This window comes from Paraburkholderia sp. Ac-20347 (assembly GCF_017104805.1).
GTDB lineage: Bacteria > Pseudomonadota > Gammaproteobacteria > Burkholderiales > Burkholderiaceae > Paraburkholderia > Paraburkholderia tropica.
The window spans coordinates 15,347-29,847 of the sequence record NZ_JAAGPN010000098.1 but is presented as its reverse complement, the minus strand read 5'-3'; the positions used below and the strand labels follow the sequence as shown (position 1 = coordinate 29,847).

Annotated in this window: 12 protein-coding genes; 9 read left to right on the top strand and 3 right to left on the bottom strand. The window is 64.9% G+C overall.

The genetic code is table 11. From position 1 onward, the window contains the following. The 4 genes from G3N97_RS19520 to G3N97_RS19505 form a co-directional block, all read left to right on the top strand. Positions 1-1,031, top strand: a 1,031-nt coding sequence (locus tag G3N97_RS19520) for a nodulation protein NfeD (RefSeq protein ID WP_205994693.1), incomplete at its 5' end; no start/stop codon positions are given. Continuing rightward, positions 1,028-1,801, top strand: a complete 774-nt coding sequence (locus tag G3N97_RS19515) for a slipin family protein (protein WP_205994692.1) — start codon at positions 1,028-1,030, stop codon at positions 1,799-1,801. The genes G3N97_RS19520 and G3N97_RS19515, both read left to right, overlap by 4 nt. 213 nt (positions 1,802-2,014) lie before the next feature. Then, positions 2,015-4,066, top strand: coding sequence for an elongation factor G (fusA, locus tag G3N97_RS19510; protein WP_205994691.1), 2,052 nt, complete (start codon positions 2,015-2,017; stop codon positions 4,064-4,066). A 161-nt stretch (positions 4,067-4,227) separates the two neighbouring features. Then, positions 4,228-4,827: a glycine zipper 2TM domain-containing protein gene (locus tag G3N97_RS19505; RefSeq protein WP_241030683.1), complete on the top strand. Its 600-nt coding sequence runs from the start codon at positions 4,228-4,230 to the stop codon at positions 4,825-4,827. Positions 4,828-5,095: 268 nt separating this feature from the next. Here G3N97_RS19505 and G3N97_RS19500 read toward each other — a convergent pair whose 3' ends face one another. Next, positions 5,096-6,061, bottom strand: a complete 966-nt coding sequence (locus G3N97_RS19500; protein ID WP_205994690.1) for a LysR family transcriptional regulator — start codon at positions 6,059-6,061, stop codon at positions 5,096-5,098. A 247-nt stretch (positions 6,062-6,308) separates the two neighbouring features. On the opposite strand from G3N97_RS19500, the gene G3N97_RS19495 reads away from it, so the two are divergent. Continuing rightward, positions 6,309-7,499 carry a M20 aminoacylase family protein gene (locus G3N97_RS19495; protein WP_205994689.1) on the top strand — a complete coding sequence of 397 codons (1,191 nt, stop codon included), beginning with the start codon at positions 6,309-6,311 and terminating at the stop codon, positions 7,497-7,499. Next, positions 7,496-8,803 carry an MFS transporter gene (locus tag G3N97_RS19490; RefSeq protein WP_205994688.1) on the top strand — a complete coding sequence of 436 codons (1,308 nt, stop codon included), beginning with the start codon at positions 7,496-7,498 and terminating at the stop codon, positions 8,801-8,803. Before G3N97_RS19495 ends, G3N97_RS19490 begins: the two co-directional genes overlap by 4 nt. Positions 8,804-8,809: 6 nt before the next feature. On the opposite strand, the gene G3N97_RS19485 is transcribed toward G3N97_RS19490, so the two are convergent. Then, a complete protein-coding gene (locus G3N97_RS19485) occupies positions 8,810-9,769 on the bottom strand; it encodes a LysR family transcriptional regulator (protein WP_205994687.1) in 960 nt (319 codons plus the stop codon). A 99-nt stretch (positions 9,770-9,868) separates the two neighbouring features. Here G3N97_RS19485 and G3N97_RS19480 point away from each other — a divergent pair, with 99 nt between their 5' ends. Next, a complete protein-coding gene (locus G3N97_RS19480; protein WP_205994686.1) occupies positions 9,869-11,287 on the top strand; it encodes an aldehyde dehydrogenase family protein in 1,419 nt (472 codons plus the stop codon). 16 nt (positions 11,288-11,303) lie between these two features. On the opposite strand, the gene G3N97_RS19475 is transcribed toward G3N97_RS19480, so the two are convergent. After that, positions 11,304-12,227 carry a LysR family transcriptional regulator gene (locus tag G3N97_RS19475; RefSeq protein ID WP_205994685.1) on the bottom strand — a complete coding sequence of 308 codons (924 nt, stop codon included), beginning with the start codon at positions 12,225-12,227 and terminating at the stop codon, positions 11,304-11,306. A 275-nt stretch (positions 12,228-12,502) separates the two neighbouring features. Between G3N97_RS19475 and G3N97_RS19470 the strand changes: the two genes are divergently transcribed. After that, a complete protein-coding gene (locus G3N97_RS19470) occupies positions 12,503-13,486 on the top strand; it encodes an ABC transporter substrate-binding protein (RefSeq protein WP_205994684.1) in 984 nt (327 codons plus the stop codon). 56 nt (positions 13,487-13,542) lie between these two features. Then, positions 13,543-14,415 (top strand): amidohydrolase family protein, encoded by an 873-nt coding sequence (locus tag G3N97_RS19465; protein WP_205994683.1) that lies wholly within the window; start codon positions 13,543-13,545, stop codon positions 14,413-14,415. The last annotated feature ends 86 nt before the right edge of the window (positions 14,416-14,501 follow it).

Sequence of the window (14,501 nt, the reverse complement as noted above, 5' to 3'; positions counted from 1 at the left end):
CGCCCGCATTACCCGGCGCGGCCAGCCCGGCATCGGGCAACGCCGGCGCGCTGCCCACCGATACGGCCTCCACCGAAACCCGCAAGGCCACCCAGGACGCCGCCGCCTACATTCGCGGCCTCGCGCAACTACGCGGCCGCAACGCCGAATGGGGCGAACGCGCCGTGCGCGAAGCCGTCAGCCTCTCGGCCAGCGAGGCGCTCGCGCAACACGTGATCGACCTGATCGCGCCCAGCGCCGCCGATCTCGCGCGCGAAGCCGATGGACGCGTGGTCGCGACCTCGGCGGGCATGGTGCGCATCGCGACCGCGCACGCACCGCTCGTCAACTACGCGCCCGACTGGCGCAACCGTTTCCTCTCGATCATCGCCGATCCCAACGTCGCGCTGATTCTGCTGACGATCGGCGTCTACGGCCTTTTCTTCGAATTCGCGAATCCCGGTTTCGTGCTGCCCGGCGTGGCAGGCGCCATCTGCCTGCTCGTGGGGCTGTTCGCCCTGCAGATGCTGCCCGTGAACTACGCCGGCCTGGGCCTCGTCCTGTTCGGCCTTGGGTGCCTCGTCGCCGAGGCGTTCCTGCCGACCTTCGGCGTGCTCGGTTTCGGCGGCATCGTGGCGTTCGCGATCGGCGCGCTCATGCTGATCGACACCGACGTGCCCGGCTACGGCGTGCCCTTGCCGCTCATCGCCGGTCTCGCACTCGGCGGCGCGGCGCTGGTCGCGCTCAGGTCGAGCGTCGCGCTGCGCGCGCGGCGGCGGCCCGTGGTAACGGGCGCGGAAGCGCTGGTCGGCAGCCTCGGCGAAATTCTCGACGACGCCCTGACCGTCAACGCCGCCGCCCCCTCCCCCACCCCGCACGCACCGGCCGACGGCTGGGCGCGCGTGCACGGCGAACGCTGGCGCGTGACGTGCGCCATTCCGCTTGCGGCGGGCACGCCGGTCCGCGTAACCGCGCGCAGCGGGCTGACGCTGAGCGTCGTGCCGCTGCACGGCGCGAGCCGTCCGCCGCCATCGCAAGGAGAATCGACATGATCGGCTACACGTTTGGATTTTCGAGCCTGCTCGCCGTGCTCGTCGTCTTGCTGGCCGTCTCGTCGATCCGCATCTTTCGCGAGTACGAACGCGGCGTGGTGTTCATGCTCGGACGCTTCTGGAAGGTCAAAGGGCCGGGTCTCGTGCTGATCATTCCCGTGGTGCAGCAGGCCGTGCGCATCGACCTGCGCACCGTGGTCTTCGACGTGCCCTCGCAGGACGTGATTACGCGCGACAACGTCTCGGTGAAAGTGAATGCCGTGGTGTATTTCCGCGTCGTCGATCCGGAAAAGGCCGTGATTCAGGTCGCGCGCTATGTCGAAGCGACCAGTCAGCTGGCGCAAACCACGTTGCGCGCGGTGCTCGGCAAACACGATCTCGACGCGCTGCTGGCCGAGCGCGAGCAACTGAACGCCGATATCCAGAAGACGCTCGACTCGCAAACGGACGCGTGGGGCATCAAGGTTTCGACAGTCGAAATCAAGCACGTCGATCTCAACGAAACGATGATTCGCGCGATTGCGCGTCAGGCCGAAGCCGAGCGCGAACGCCGCGCGAAAGTCATTCACGCCGAAGGCGAATTGCAGGCTTCGGAGAAACTCTTGCTGGCCGCGCAACGACTCGCGCAGCAACCGCAGGCCATGCAGTTGCGCTATCTGCAAACGCTCACCACGATTGCCGCCGACAAAAATTCGACGATCGTATTCCCGTTGCCGGTCGATCTGCTGACCGCGCTGCTCGATCGGCTGGGACCGACGCGCGAACGATAAACATAGTGAGCGTGGCCGATTTTATTGCATCGCACACGCGCGAGCGGCGAACGCATGTGCGAGCGTTTTGCACGAAAAACCCCTGAAAAAAGGCGCTGAAATACTGCACCGCAACGAACCGGGCGAGCGCACGCACGCGTTTCGCTAACGCTGGCAAGCGCGAGAAATTTCGCCAATAATGCCCCAACACGCCTCTACAGGACGATGGCGATCATGGATTACAGTCCCGAAGCCATCCGCACGATCGCACTGGTCGGCCACGCCGGATGCGGCAAGACTTCGCTTGCCGAAGCGCTCCTGCATCGCGGCGGCGCATTGCACTCGCCAGGCAGCGTGAGTCGCGGCACGGCACTCTGCGATTACGACGCACTCGAGCGCAAATATCATCACTCGCTCAATTCCACGGTCGCGCATTTTCATCATCAGGACACGCGCGTCTATCTCGTCGATACGCCGGGTTATCCGGATTTCGCGGGCCTTTCCATCGGCGCGTTGCCCGCCGTCGAAACCGCGGCCATCGTCATCAATGCGCGCAACGGCATTGAAATGACCACGGCACGCATGATGGATTACGCGCAGCGGCGCAAGCTCTGCCGCATGATCGTCGTGAATGGCATCGACGGCGAGAAAGTCGATCTGCCCGGCCTGCTCGCCGATATTCAGGAGCGCTTCGGCAAAAACTGTTTGCCGATCAACCTGCCTGCAAAAGGCGGCAGTGAAGTGGTGGACTGCTTTTTCAATCCGGCCGGCGAGGCCGATTTTTATGCCGTGGAGACGGCGCACAATGCACTCGTCGATCAGGTGATCGAGCTCGATCCCGAACTGATGGAGCTGTATCTCGAACAGGGCGAAGCCATCACGCCCGAACAATTGCACGCGCCTTTCGAACGCGCGCTGCGCGAAGGCCATCTCGTGCCGGTGTGTTTTGCGTCGGCGACCACGGGCGCGGGCATCGAACAATTGCTCGACGTATTCGTGCGCCTGCTGCCGAATGTGACCGAAGGCAATCCGCCGCTCTATTATCGCGAGACCCATAACGGAAAAACCGAGATCGTGCAGCCCGAACCCGACGCGACGAGGCACGTACTCGCGCATGTGTTCAAGATCGTGATGGACCCGTATATCGGCAAAATGGCCGTGTTTCGCATTCATCAGGGCACGGTCGCGCGTGACAGCCAGCTGTATGTCGGTAATGGCCGCCAGCCGTTCAAGGTCGCGCATTTGTGGCGGCTGCAAGGCAAGGACCATACCGACGTGCCGCGCGCTGGTCCTGGCGATATTTGCGCGGTGGCGAAAGCGGACGGCATCGACTTCGACACCGTGCTGCACGACGCGCCCGAAGACGGCAACGTGCATCTCGTGCCGCTCGAATTTCCGAATCCGATTTACGGACTCGCGATCGAACCGGCGCGGCGCGGCAACGAACAGCGCCTCTGGGAAGTGCTGCAAAAGCTCGCCGCCGAAGATCCCTGCCTGTCGATCAGTCATCCCACCGGCACGAACGAAACCGTCGTGCGCGGGCTCGGCGAACTGCATCTGCGCTACATGCTCGAACGGCTCACGGAACAGCACAAGCTCGAAGTCATCACGCGCCCGCCGACGATTGCGTGGCGCGAGACCATCGGCGGCAAGGCGGAAGGCCATTGCCGTCACAAGAAACAGACGGGCGGCGCGGGGCAATTCGGCGAAGTGATGCTGCGCGTGGAGCCGCTGCCGCGCGGCGCGGGTTTTGAATTCGTCGATGCCGTGAAAGGCGGCGCCATTCCCACGCAATACATTCCGGCTGTGGAAAAAGGCATTCAGCAGGTGCTGGAGAGCGGCCCGCTCGCGGGCTTTCCGATGCAGGACCTGCGCGTGATCGTTTACGACGGCAAGAGCCATCCGGTCGATTCAAAAGAAGTGGCGTTCGTGACGGCAGGACGCAAAGCGTTTATCGACGCCATATTGAAAGCGCAGCCGATCGTGCTCGAACCTATTGTCGATATCGAAGTGATGACGCCGGAGACGTCGATGGGCGACATCATCGGCGATCTTTCGTCGCGTCGCGGGCAATTGCACGGCACGCGCACCGTGGGCGGCAATGCGATGGTGATCGCGGGCAAAGTGCCGCTCGCCGAACTCAACGACTATCAGTCGCGCCTGAATTCGCTGACCGGCGGCAACGGCAATTACAGCATTCAATTGAGTCACTACGATCCGGTGCCGCCCGCGCAGCAGGACAAACTCGCCGCGCAACACAAGAGCCGCGGCGGCAACGAGGAATAAACGGCGTCCCATTTGTGAGTTCCCCCGCTGACCCGGCAACAGACTTTACACGTTGTTACCCGGCGGCATCGGACGTGCGAACGCGCATTCCTTATACTCCGGCGCATTCGCTCTTCACATTGACATCGGCGCATTTCGCAAGCCGATGCGGGAATCACACCATGCCGATGCTCACTACGAAATCCGTCTTTCTTGCGACGATTGCCGCCGTCACGACGCTCTCCCTGACCGCCTGCGTGGCGCCCGGATATGGTCCGGGTTATGGATCGACTTATTCGGGGCAGTACGCGCAGCAACCGGCGTACGCACAACCCGCCTATGCGCAACCGGCGACCGTGCAGCAGCCCGTTTACGCACCGCCGCCTCCGCCGCCCGCACCGGCTTATGACACGCAAAACGGCGGGCAGTATGGCAATCAATATGGCGCGCAATACGGCACGATCACGAATGTGCGTCCGGTCAGCAGCGCGTCGCCCGTTTCCGGTGTTGCAGGCACCGTGGTGGGCGCGGTGCTCGGCGGCGTGATCGGCAATCAGTTCGGACGCGGTCATGGCCGAGATGCGGCCACCGTCATCGGCGCGCTGGGCGGCGCGGTCGCGGGCAATCAGATCGGTCAGCAGATGGGCGCACAGCCCACGTCGTATCAAATCGACGTGCAGGTCAGCGACGGTTCGATGCGCTCGTTCAATGTGCCGACACCCGGCGATCTGCGTCCCGGCGATCATGTGCAGATGAATGGCAGCCAGCTTTCGCGATATTGATTGCGCGGTATTGATTGCCCGATTGCAGCGGCATTTGAATAACCGAATGAAAAGGCGGCGCGCGAATTGCGCCGCCTTTTTTATTTGTTCGGATGCCGAATCAAATTTCGCCGATAGCAAAAAATCGTGCTATCTTCCGCGCCGCTCACTTGCTTGTCATTAGCGAGCGAGCGCGTGAGTCGAAAACCGCGCGGCGCGCGAAATTTCCGTTCCAGGGCTGAAGCCGCGACTGACCGTTAGTAGCGTTTCCAGTCGCAACGCTTTCCCGCTACTTCCCCGTCGTCTGCACGAAACTGCGCGCCAGTTGCTTCCACAGATGATCGGCCGCGGGCGACAGCCGCCGCCCCACGCGCGCCATCATCTGGCTGCCGAAGCCCGCCGCGATCGGATGATCGATCGGCGCCGCCACCAGTTCGCCCAGTTCGATGCCGCGCCGCGCGGTAATCGACGACATGAACGCCACGCCCAGCCCGCCCGCCGCGAGCGTCTGCGCCGTATGGAACAGATCCACGCGATAGGCCGGAATCACATTGAGCCGGACGTCGTCGAATAGCGAATTCACAATCTGCTGCACGCCAAACGCCTCGCTCATGAAAATCAGTCGCTCCTCCGCGAGCGCTTCGGGCGCCACCTTCGCCATGCGTGCAAAGCGGTGCGTGGGCGCGACCACGGCGCACAGCGGCTTCGACGCAAAGGTGTGAATCCGCAGCGCCGGATCGTCCGCGGTACGGGTGCACAGGCCGATATCGACCCCATCGTCGCGCACCAGCGAGAGCACCACGGGCGTCGGCCCCGAACGGATCTCGACGAGAATATCCGGATACGTCATCGAAAAACGCTGCAACGCGCGCGCAATCAGATTGCCGACGAAACCCTCGCCCACGCCGAGCGCCACGCGTCCGCGCCGTAGTTGCCGGTACTCCTCCAGACGCGCCGCGAGATCGCGCTGACGCCGCTGGCTGTCGCGGTAATGGTCGATCAGCACCTGACCGATCTCCGTCACCACCACGTTGCGGCCGCGCCGCTCGATCAGCGGGAAGCGCAGCCGCCGCTCCAGCGCCGCCACCTGCCGGCTGATGACCGACGGGTTCACGCCGAGCGTTTCGGCGGCCATGCGCACGCCGCCGCTCGCGGCGATTTCGGCCAGATACCGCAGCGTGCGCTCGCCGATTTCACCGATTTCGTCGATCCAGCGTTCCGCCAGCGGCTCCGCGCCGTTCTCCGTGGGATTCATGCTGCATTCCTTTCGTCTTGCTTTCGTTTTGACTGGTTGCGTATCGAACAGACCGAACACCCGCCGCCGCGCGAATCGTTGACTTGAAAGCAACATTTTCGACGCGTTTCAGTCATCGGTCGAGTTTTTCGTCGATGCAATACTCGGGCTTGTTCTTTGCAGCAAGCCTTTCGCAAGGCACGAGGCGCGGCGCGCTATCCGCATCGACGCCGCCTGCATTCCGCACAACAAGGAGGAGCCCCGCACCATGAGCGACAGCCGTTACTGCCAGATTGAAGACCTGGCCGATGCCCGCGCGCAACTCGACGAGATTCGTCATCACATTCACCAGCATCCCGAGCTGTCGTACGAGGAGGCCGATACGGCGCGCTTCGTCGCCGACAAGCTGCAATCGTGGGGCTACGAGGTGACGCGCAACGTGGGCGGCCACGGCGTGGTGGCCGCGCTCAAGTCGGGCACGAGCACGCGCACGGTGGGCGTGCGCGCCGACATGGACGCGCTGCCGATCCACGAACAGACCGGTCTCGACTACGCCAGCATCCACGACGGCAAGATGCACGCGTGCGGCCACGACGGCCACACCACGGTCCTGCTCGGCGCGGCGCAGCAACTCGCGAAGACGCGCAATTTCGACGGCACCGTGCACCTGATCTTCCAGCCCGCCGAGGAAGCCGGTTCGGACAGCGGCGCCGTGCGCATGCTCGCCGACGGCCTGTTCGAGCGCTTTCCCTGCGATGCGATCTTCGGTCTGCACAACCATCCGGGCGTGGCCGTCGGCACGTTCGGCTTCCGCTCGGGCGCGCTGATGGCCGCCTGCGATACGGTCAAGGTGCGCGTGAACGGACGCGGCGGCCACGCGGCGCGCCCGCACCTCGCGGTCGATCCCGTGGTGGTCGGCAGCAGCATCGTGATGGCGCTGCAATCGGTGGTCGCGCGCAACGTCGATCCGAACGAAGCGGCCGTCATCACGGTCGGCTCGTTCCATTCGGGCCACGCGGCCAACGTGATTCCCGAAAGCGCCGTGCTCGAAATGAGCGTGCGTTCGTTCTCGCCGACCGTGCGCGAAACGCTCGAAGCGCGCATTCGCGCGGTGGTGAATGCGCAGGCGGAATCGTATGGCGCAACGGCGGACATCGACTTTATCCGCGGCTATCCGGTGCTCGTGAACAGCGAAGCCGAAACCGCTTTCGCGCGCGAAATCGCGGAGGAACTGGTCGGTCCGGAGCGCGTGATCGCGCCGTTCCCGCCCATCGCGGGCAGCGAGGATTTCGCGTACTACCTGCAACAGCGCCCCGGCTGTTTCGTGCGGCTCGGCAACGGCGAAGGCCAGCCGATGCTGCACAACCCGCGCTACGACTTCAACGACGACAACCTCACGATCGGCGCCGCGTTCTGGACGCGACTCGTCGAACGCTACCTCGCCAAGGCCCCAGCATGACCGCCAGCACTTCCACGCTTTCCCCGCACGAGGCCGACGCGCCGCCGATGACGCCAGGCCAGCAACGCAAGATCGTGCTCGCGGCGGTGATCGGCAATCTGCTCGAATTCTTCGACTTCACGGTCTACAGCTATTTCGCGCTCACCATCGGTCATCAGTTCTTTCCCGCCGACGATCCGATCACCTCGTCGCTGCTCGCGTTCGCGGTGTTCGCGGTGGGCTTCGTGATGCGTCCGCTCGGCGGCATCGTGCTCGGCCGCTACGCCGACCGCGCGGGCCGCAAGCCGGCGCTCACGCTCACCATTTTGCTGATGGCGATCGGTTCCGCGTCGATCGGTCTCGCGCCCACGTATGCGCAGATCGGCCTGGCCGCGCCGGTGCTGATCGTGGCCGCGCGTCTGTTGCAGGGCTTCGCGCAAGGCGGCGAATTCGGCGCGGCGACGGCGACGCTGCTCGAAATGGGCGGCAACGCCAGCCGCGGCTTTCGCGCGAGCTGGCAGCTCGCGAGCCAGGGCGCCGCGGCGCTGCTCGGTTCGGGTCTCGCGGCGAGCCTCGGCTTTCTGCTCTCCGCCGACACGATGCATAGCTGGGGCTGGCGCATTCCGTTCCTCGTCGGCACGCTGATCGCGCCGGTGGGCATCTATCTGCGCCGCCATATCCGCGAAGAACCGCCCGCGCCCAAAACGCTGGCGAGTCGCGACGACCCGAAACGCGGCCTCTACGTGCGCAACTGGTTCCTCACGATCTTCTCGATCATGGGCATGTCGGTGGCGACGTACGTGATGATGTATTACATGCCGACCTACTGCATCCAGTACCTTGGCTTGCCGAGCAAGATGTCGATGCTCGCGGGCGTGGCGTCGAGCACGATCTCGCTCGTGATGTGCCCGATCTACGGCGCGTGGTCCGATCGCATGGGCCGCCGCAAGCCGCTCACGATCATCGGACGCGTGGCGCTGATCGTGCTGCTCTATCCGGCGTTCTGGATCATGACGCACTACCCGTCGCTGCCCGTGGTGCTCGCCGCGCTGATCGTGCTGATGCTCTGCTACACCATGGGCAGCGCGCCCGCCTATGCGCTGATGCCGGAGAATTTCCCGAAGCATCTGCGCGCCGGGTATATGTCGAGCGCGTATGCGATTGCGGTGTCGGCGTTCGGCGGCACGGCGCAACTCGTGGCGAGCTGGCTGATCCGCGAAACGGGCAGCAAGATGGCGCCCGCGTGGTACATGATCGGCTGCGTGGCGATTTCGCTGATCGCCGTGTCGATGTTCGAAGAGACGGGTAACAAGGTGCTCGATTAAAGTGGATCAAGCGCGGGATTTGCGGGCGCGTTCGTCCGCTTTCCCAACTTCACTGCCTTTCGACGCCTTCCTCTGCGCATCCGCCAACTCGCGGATCGTCTCCACCAGCGCCCGCAATCCTGCGGGCGCATGCCGCCGGCTCGGATAGTACAGACACAGACCGTCGAGCGGCGGCAACCAGCCTTCCAGCACGCGCACCAGCGTGCCCTGCGCCAGATCCTCGGCCACATTCCATTCGGTCAGATACGCGAGCCCCAAGCCGGCGCGCGCCGCACGCAGGATCAGATCGGCGTCGTCGAGCGTGATCGCGCCTTCGCTGTCGACGCGCACGCTTTCTCCGCGCCGCTCGAATTCCCACTGATAAATCGTGCCGCTCGGCATGCGCGCGCGAATGCAGCGATGCGCGCGCAAATCCATCGGCACGCGCGGCTTGCGGTTGCGCGCGAAATACGCCGGGCTGCCGACCACCGTAAAACGCTGGCGATCGCCGAACGGCACCGCGACCATATCCTGCGGCACGGTGTCGGCGAGGCGAATGCCCGCGTCGAAACCGTCCACGACGATATCGACGAGCCGCCCTTCGGTGACGATGTCGAGCTTCATCTCCGGATAGCGGCGCAAAAATTCGACGAACACGGGCATCACCTGTTTCGCCGCGCCCAGCGACGTATTGATGCGCAGCGTGCCCGACGGCGTGTCGCGAAAGCTGCCCGCCTGCTCGATCGCCTCGCGGATGGTGGACAGCGCGGGCGTGACGCTGTCCACGAACTGCGCGCCCGCTTCGGACAGCGCCACGCTGCGCGTGGTGCGATTGAACAGCCGCACGCCGATACGCGCCTCCAGCGCCGCCACGGCATGGCTCAGCGCCGAGGTGGACACGTCCAGTTCGTTGGCCGCCGCGCGGAAGCTGCGGTGACGCGCCACCGCGAGCACGGCTTCCAGTTCACCCAGTCCCGATGTCTTCATTGTCCTAAATCGCTCAATGACTCGTCCTCGATTGTACGGCTAGTCGGATCAATCGCGCCGCACTATCGTGTGCTGGTCGCCACGTTTTCCGGAGCCACCATGCAGGTCATCGACACCATCTATATCGACGGCGCGTTCGTCACGCCGCACGGCAGCGAGCTGTTCGAACTCTTCAACCCGGCCACCGAGCAGGTGATCGGCCACGTGCGCCTCGCCGACGCCGAGGATGCGCGCGCCGCCGTCGCCGCCGCGAAGCGCGCCTTTCCCGCCTTCTCGCGCACGCCGCAGCACGAACGCGTCGCCATGCTGCGCCGTCTGCACGCGGCCGTGCTGGCGCGCGAGGACGCGCTGTTCGAAGCCATCGTCGAGGAATACGGCGCGCCGGTTTCGCGCGGACGCTGGATGGCGCAGCACGCCTCGAACGTGCTGCGCGACGCCGCCGACGTGCTCGAACAGTACGCGTTCACGCGCCGCGCCGGCACGGCCGAGGTGACGATGCAGCCGCTCGGCGTGGCCGGGCTCATCACGCCCTGGAACAGCAACGCGGGCTTCATCTGCGGCAAACTCGCGGCCGCGCTCGCGGCGGGATGCACGGCCGTCGTCAAGCCGAGCGAAATGAGTGCGATGCAAACGCGCATCGTGACCGAGGCGCTGCACGAAGCCGGTCTGCCGAAGGGCGTGTTCAACATCGTCACCGGGCGCGGCGATACCGTGGGCGCGACGATCAGCGCGCATCCCGACGTCGCCAAGCTCTCGTTCACGGGCTCGACGGCGGTCGGCAAATCGATCCTGCGCACGGGTGCCGAGACGCTCAAGCGCGTGACGCTCGAACTCGGCGGCAAGTCGCCGATGATCGTGCTCGACGACGCCGATTTCGACCTCGCCGCGCCGCTCGCGCTGCAAGCGGGCTTCATGAACAGCGGTCAGGCCTGCATCGCGGGCACGCGCATTCTGGTGCCGCAAGCGCGTCTGGCGGAATTCGAGGCGAAGATCGTCGACGCCGTCGCCGGGATTCAGTCGGGCGATCCGCGCGACCCGCGCACGAGCATCGGCCCAATGGTCAGCCGCAAGCAGTGGGAGCGCGTGCAACGTTATATCCGCGTGGGTATCGACGAAGGCGCGCGTCTGCTCGCGGGCGGCGAGGGGCGGCCCGGCGGTGCGGCCACGGGCTGGTTCGTGCGCCCGACCGTATTCAGCGGCGTCACCAACAACATGACGATTGCGCGCGAGGAAATCTTCGGGCCGGTGCTGGCGATCATCGCGTACCGCGATACGGAACACGCCATCGAGATCGCCAACGACACGCCGTACGGGCTGCAAGCCTATATCTGTTCCGCCGATACGGCGCGCGCGAACGCGGTGGCCGCGCGCATCGAGGCCGGGCGCGTGCTCGTCAACACGCTCGCGCACGAACCGGCGGCGCCGTTCGGCGGCTTCAAGCAGTCGGGCATCGGACGCGAATATGGCGTGGCCGGACTCGAAGCGTTTCTCGAGCCGAAGGCGGTGATCGCGGCGTAATACGCGTGCCGGGACGCTATGCCAGATACGGCGCGAGCGTTCCGGCCGCCTGCGCGAACTCCGCTTCGAGAAAGTCGAGCAAGGTCCGCACGCGCGGCGCCATATAGAGCGTGCGCTGAAAAAGCGCGTGCACGGGCACGTCCGGACAGCGCCACTCGGGCAGCAGCACGCGCAGACGGCCCGCCTGCAGATCGGCGCCGATGTCCCAGATCGATTTCATCACCACGCCGCGCCCTTCCACGGCCCACTCGCGCGCGAGCGAGCCGTCGTTCGTCTGCCGCGAACGGTCGAGCGGCGCGCTGAACAGCGCCGTCTCCGCGCCGCGCGAGAAGCGCCAGCTATTGGCCACGCCCGCCGACGACGCCAGCAGAATAAAGTCGTGTTCGCCGAGTTCGTCGGGATGCGAAGGCGCGCCATGCGCCTCCAGATACGCGGGCGACGCGCAGAGCACGCGCCGGTTGTCGGCGAGCCGCCTGGCGACCATCGAGCTGTCGGTGGGCACGCCAAAGCGGATCGCGAGATCGATATCGTCTTGCAGCAGATGCGAGAGCGAGTCGGAGAGCACCAGCGTGAGCGTCACGTTCGGATGCTGATCGTTGAACGCGTCGAGCCAGCGGCGCAGCACCGTGCGCCCGAAATCCGATGTCGCCGATACGCGCAACGTGCCGCTCACCGATGCGCGGCCCGCCTGGAGCGCCGCGCGGGCGTCGTCGAGCGTCTGCAGCGCGTGCTGGCAGTGCGCGAGGTACAGGCGGCCTTCGTCGGTCAGACGCAGCTTGCGCGTCGAGCGCTCGAACAACTGCGTATGCAGCGCGCCCTCCAGCTTGACCAGCCGCGCGCTCGCCGCCGCGGGCGACAGCCCCAGCTTGCGGCCCGCTGCCGACAGGCTGCCCTGCCCCGCCGCCTCGACGAAGAGGCGAATATCTCCAAGATTGTCCATGGCCGCGCGAATCGAAAAGGGTCACATTGCAAAGAACGCGATGGTACGTGAGTTGCGGCGCAACGGCGCGTCAACCAGAAGTCGGGCAGCGAGCCGGGACAGCCCGCCAGGCAGAACGTACAAGCCGGACGCGCGACGGCCACGATAAATTGGGCCGCCTGAGCCGATCATCATGAAAAAAGTGCCATCGAATCTCCCTTTTGTATAGGGACGCGCGCGGGCCGCTCAAATATTCTCTCTCCATCAAAGCACAGCACACCCATTCAAGGAGACGAATGTTGGCTAATAAGGTGCGGCTCAAAATTGCAATTGGCGAACACCCGCATACGTCGGCCATTCGCAACGGCTCCATTCCCATCGAAGGCGTGGACGCCGAATTCGTCACGGTCCAGCCCCAGATTGGCGCATTCCGGCGCATGGTGCGCGACGTCGAATTCGACGTCTGCGAACTCGCGCCCACGACCTATATCATCGCCCGCGCGTATGGCGCGCCGTTCGTCGGCCTGCCGATTTTCGTCACGCGCCGTTTCCACCACGGCGGGCTGCTCGTGCGCCCCGACGCGGGCATTCGCCATCCGAAAGACCTCGAAGGCCGCAAGGTCGGCGTGCGCGCGTATTCCGTCACCACGGGCGTGTGGACACGTCAGGTATTGATCGACGAATTCGATCTCGATGCGTCGAAAGTCACCTGGGTCGTCGACGACGAAGAGCACGTCACGCAACTGAAACTGCCGTCGAACGTCGTGCACGCGCCCGCCGGCAGCTCGCTCGCGGACATGATGGCGAGCGGCGAACTCGCCGGCGGCTTCGCAGCGGCGGCCGGTATCGGACGCACGGGCGCACCCACGGGCGGCTGGAAAGAAGTCGAAGCCGATTACCCCGACCTGCTGCCCGACGCGGCCGCGCTCGAAAAGGACTATTACGCGCGCACGGGCATCTATCCGATGCACGGCACGATCGTCGTGAAGGACGCGATTCTCGCTGAGCATCCGTGGATCGCCCGTTCGCTCGACGACGCCTTCGCGCAAGCCAAGCGCGAATGGCTCGCCCGTCTCGACACGGGCGAAGCGACCAGCGCGGGCGACAAGAAATACCTGGAACTCCGAAAGATCGTCGGTCACGATCCGCTGCCTTATGGCATCGAAGCGAATCGCAAGACCATCGAGGCGCTCGAAGCGACCGCGTTCAAGCAAGGTCTCACGCCGCGCCGGCTTGCGCTGGACGAACTCTTCGTGGACCCGCAGGCAACGCGAAACTGAACGAAGCGAAGCGACAAAAAAGCGAAACGATAACGCGCACACATTCCAGGACGCTCATGCCCGGCTCAATCGTTGACATTCACCCGCACATCATCTCCGATGATGAAGGTCGTTATCCGCCCGCGCCGCTGTTCGGCAAGCGCTCGGACTGGTCGAAGGAGCGCCCGACGACCGTCGAAACGCTGATCGCCGCGATGGATGCGGCGGGTGTCGGCAAGGCGGCCGTGGTGCATTCGTCCACCACGTACGGTTTCGATAATCGCTATGTGGCCGAGAGTTGCGCACGATATCCGGGCCGCCTCGTCGCCGTGGGTTCCGTCGACGTGCTGCAGCCGGACGCGCCGCAACGCATTCAGGAATGGGTGGAGCAGGGTCTCGAAGGTTTGCGCCTTTTCACCGGCGGCAGCACGAAAGAATTCGACCCGAGCGAACTCGACGACCCGCGCGCGTTTCCCGCGTGGGAATTGTGCGCGGACCTCGGTCTGCCGATGTGCATTCAGACCGGTCCGGTCGGCATTCCGCAAGTGCGCGCGCTGGCGCAACGTTTTCCGCGTGTGCCGATCGTGCTCGATCACCTCGCGCGCCCCGACGTCACGGACGGCCCGCCTTACGCGAAGTCACAGAGTCTGTTCGAACTCGCGGAATACGAAAACATCTTTCTGAAACTCACGCCGCGCATTTTCGGCGACGTCAGGAAAGACGCAGCAAGCGCCGAAACGTTTTTCCCGCGCGTGGTGGAAGCATTTGGCGCACAACGCATGGCGTGGGGATCGAATTTCCCGACGTCGAGCGGCACGTTGCAGGAGATTCTCGCCACGGCGCAATCCGGACTGCAGTGCCTGAACGCCGCCGACCGCGCATGGATTTTCGGCAAGACGGCGCTCAAGCTGTACCCGGCGCTGCTCAGCCACGGCGCGAAAGCCGCGTAATTGCATCATCCGTAATCGCATCAGTAGTTGCATCAATCGAGCAGTCGTCGAGCAATAAATCAGCATCAACCTGGCAATAACCGAGG

What these genes read in the sequence shown, in the direction of transcription:
- G3N97_RS19470 (WP_205994684.1), top strand. Translation starts at nt 12,503, where the DNA reads ATGTTGGCTAATAAGGTGCGGCTCAAAATTGCAATTGGCGAACACCCG.
- G3N97_RS19480 (WP_205994686.1), top strand. Translation starts at nt 9,869, where the DNA reads ATGCAGGTCATCGACACCATCTATATCGACGGCGCGTTCGTCACGCCG.
- G3N97_RS19490 (WP_205994688.1), top strand. Translation starts at nt 7,496, where the DNA reads ATGACCGCCAGCACTTCCACGCTTTCCCCGCACGAGGCCGACGCGCCG.
- G3N97_RS19465 (WP_205994683.1), top strand. Translation starts at nt 13,543, where the DNA reads ATGCCCGGCTCAATCGTTGACATTCACCCGCACATCATCTCCGATGAT.
- G3N97_RS19505 (WP_241030683.1), top strand. Translation starts at nt 4,228, where the DNA reads ATGCCGATGCTCACTACGAAATCCGTCTTTCTTGCGACGATTGCCGCC.
- G3N97_RS19475 (WP_205994685.1), bottom strand. Translation starts at nt 12,227, where the DNA reads ATGGACAATCTTGGAGATATTCGCCTCTTCGTCGAGGCGGCGGGGCAG.
- G3N97_RS19515 (WP_205994692.1), top strand. Translation starts at nt 1,028, where the DNA reads ATGATCGGCTACACGTTTGGATTTTCGAGCCTGCTCGCCGTGCTCGTC.
- G3N97_RS19500 (WP_205994690.1), bottom strand. Translation starts at nt 6,061, where the DNA reads ATGAATCCCACGGAGAACGGCGCGGAGCCGCTGGCGGAACGCTGGATC.
- G3N97_RS19485 (WP_205994687.1), bottom strand. Translation starts at nt 9,769, where the DNA reads ATGAAGACATCGGGACTGGGTGAACTGGAAGCCGTGCTCGCGGTGGCG.
- fusA (WP_205994691.1), top strand. Translation starts at nt 2,015, where the DNA reads ATGGATTACAGTCCCGAAGCCATCCGCACGATCGCACTGGTCGGCCAC.
- G3N97_RS19495 (WP_205994689.1), top strand. Translation starts at nt 6,309, where the DNA reads ATGAGCGACAGCCGTTACTGCCAGATTGAAGACCTGGCCGATGCCCGC.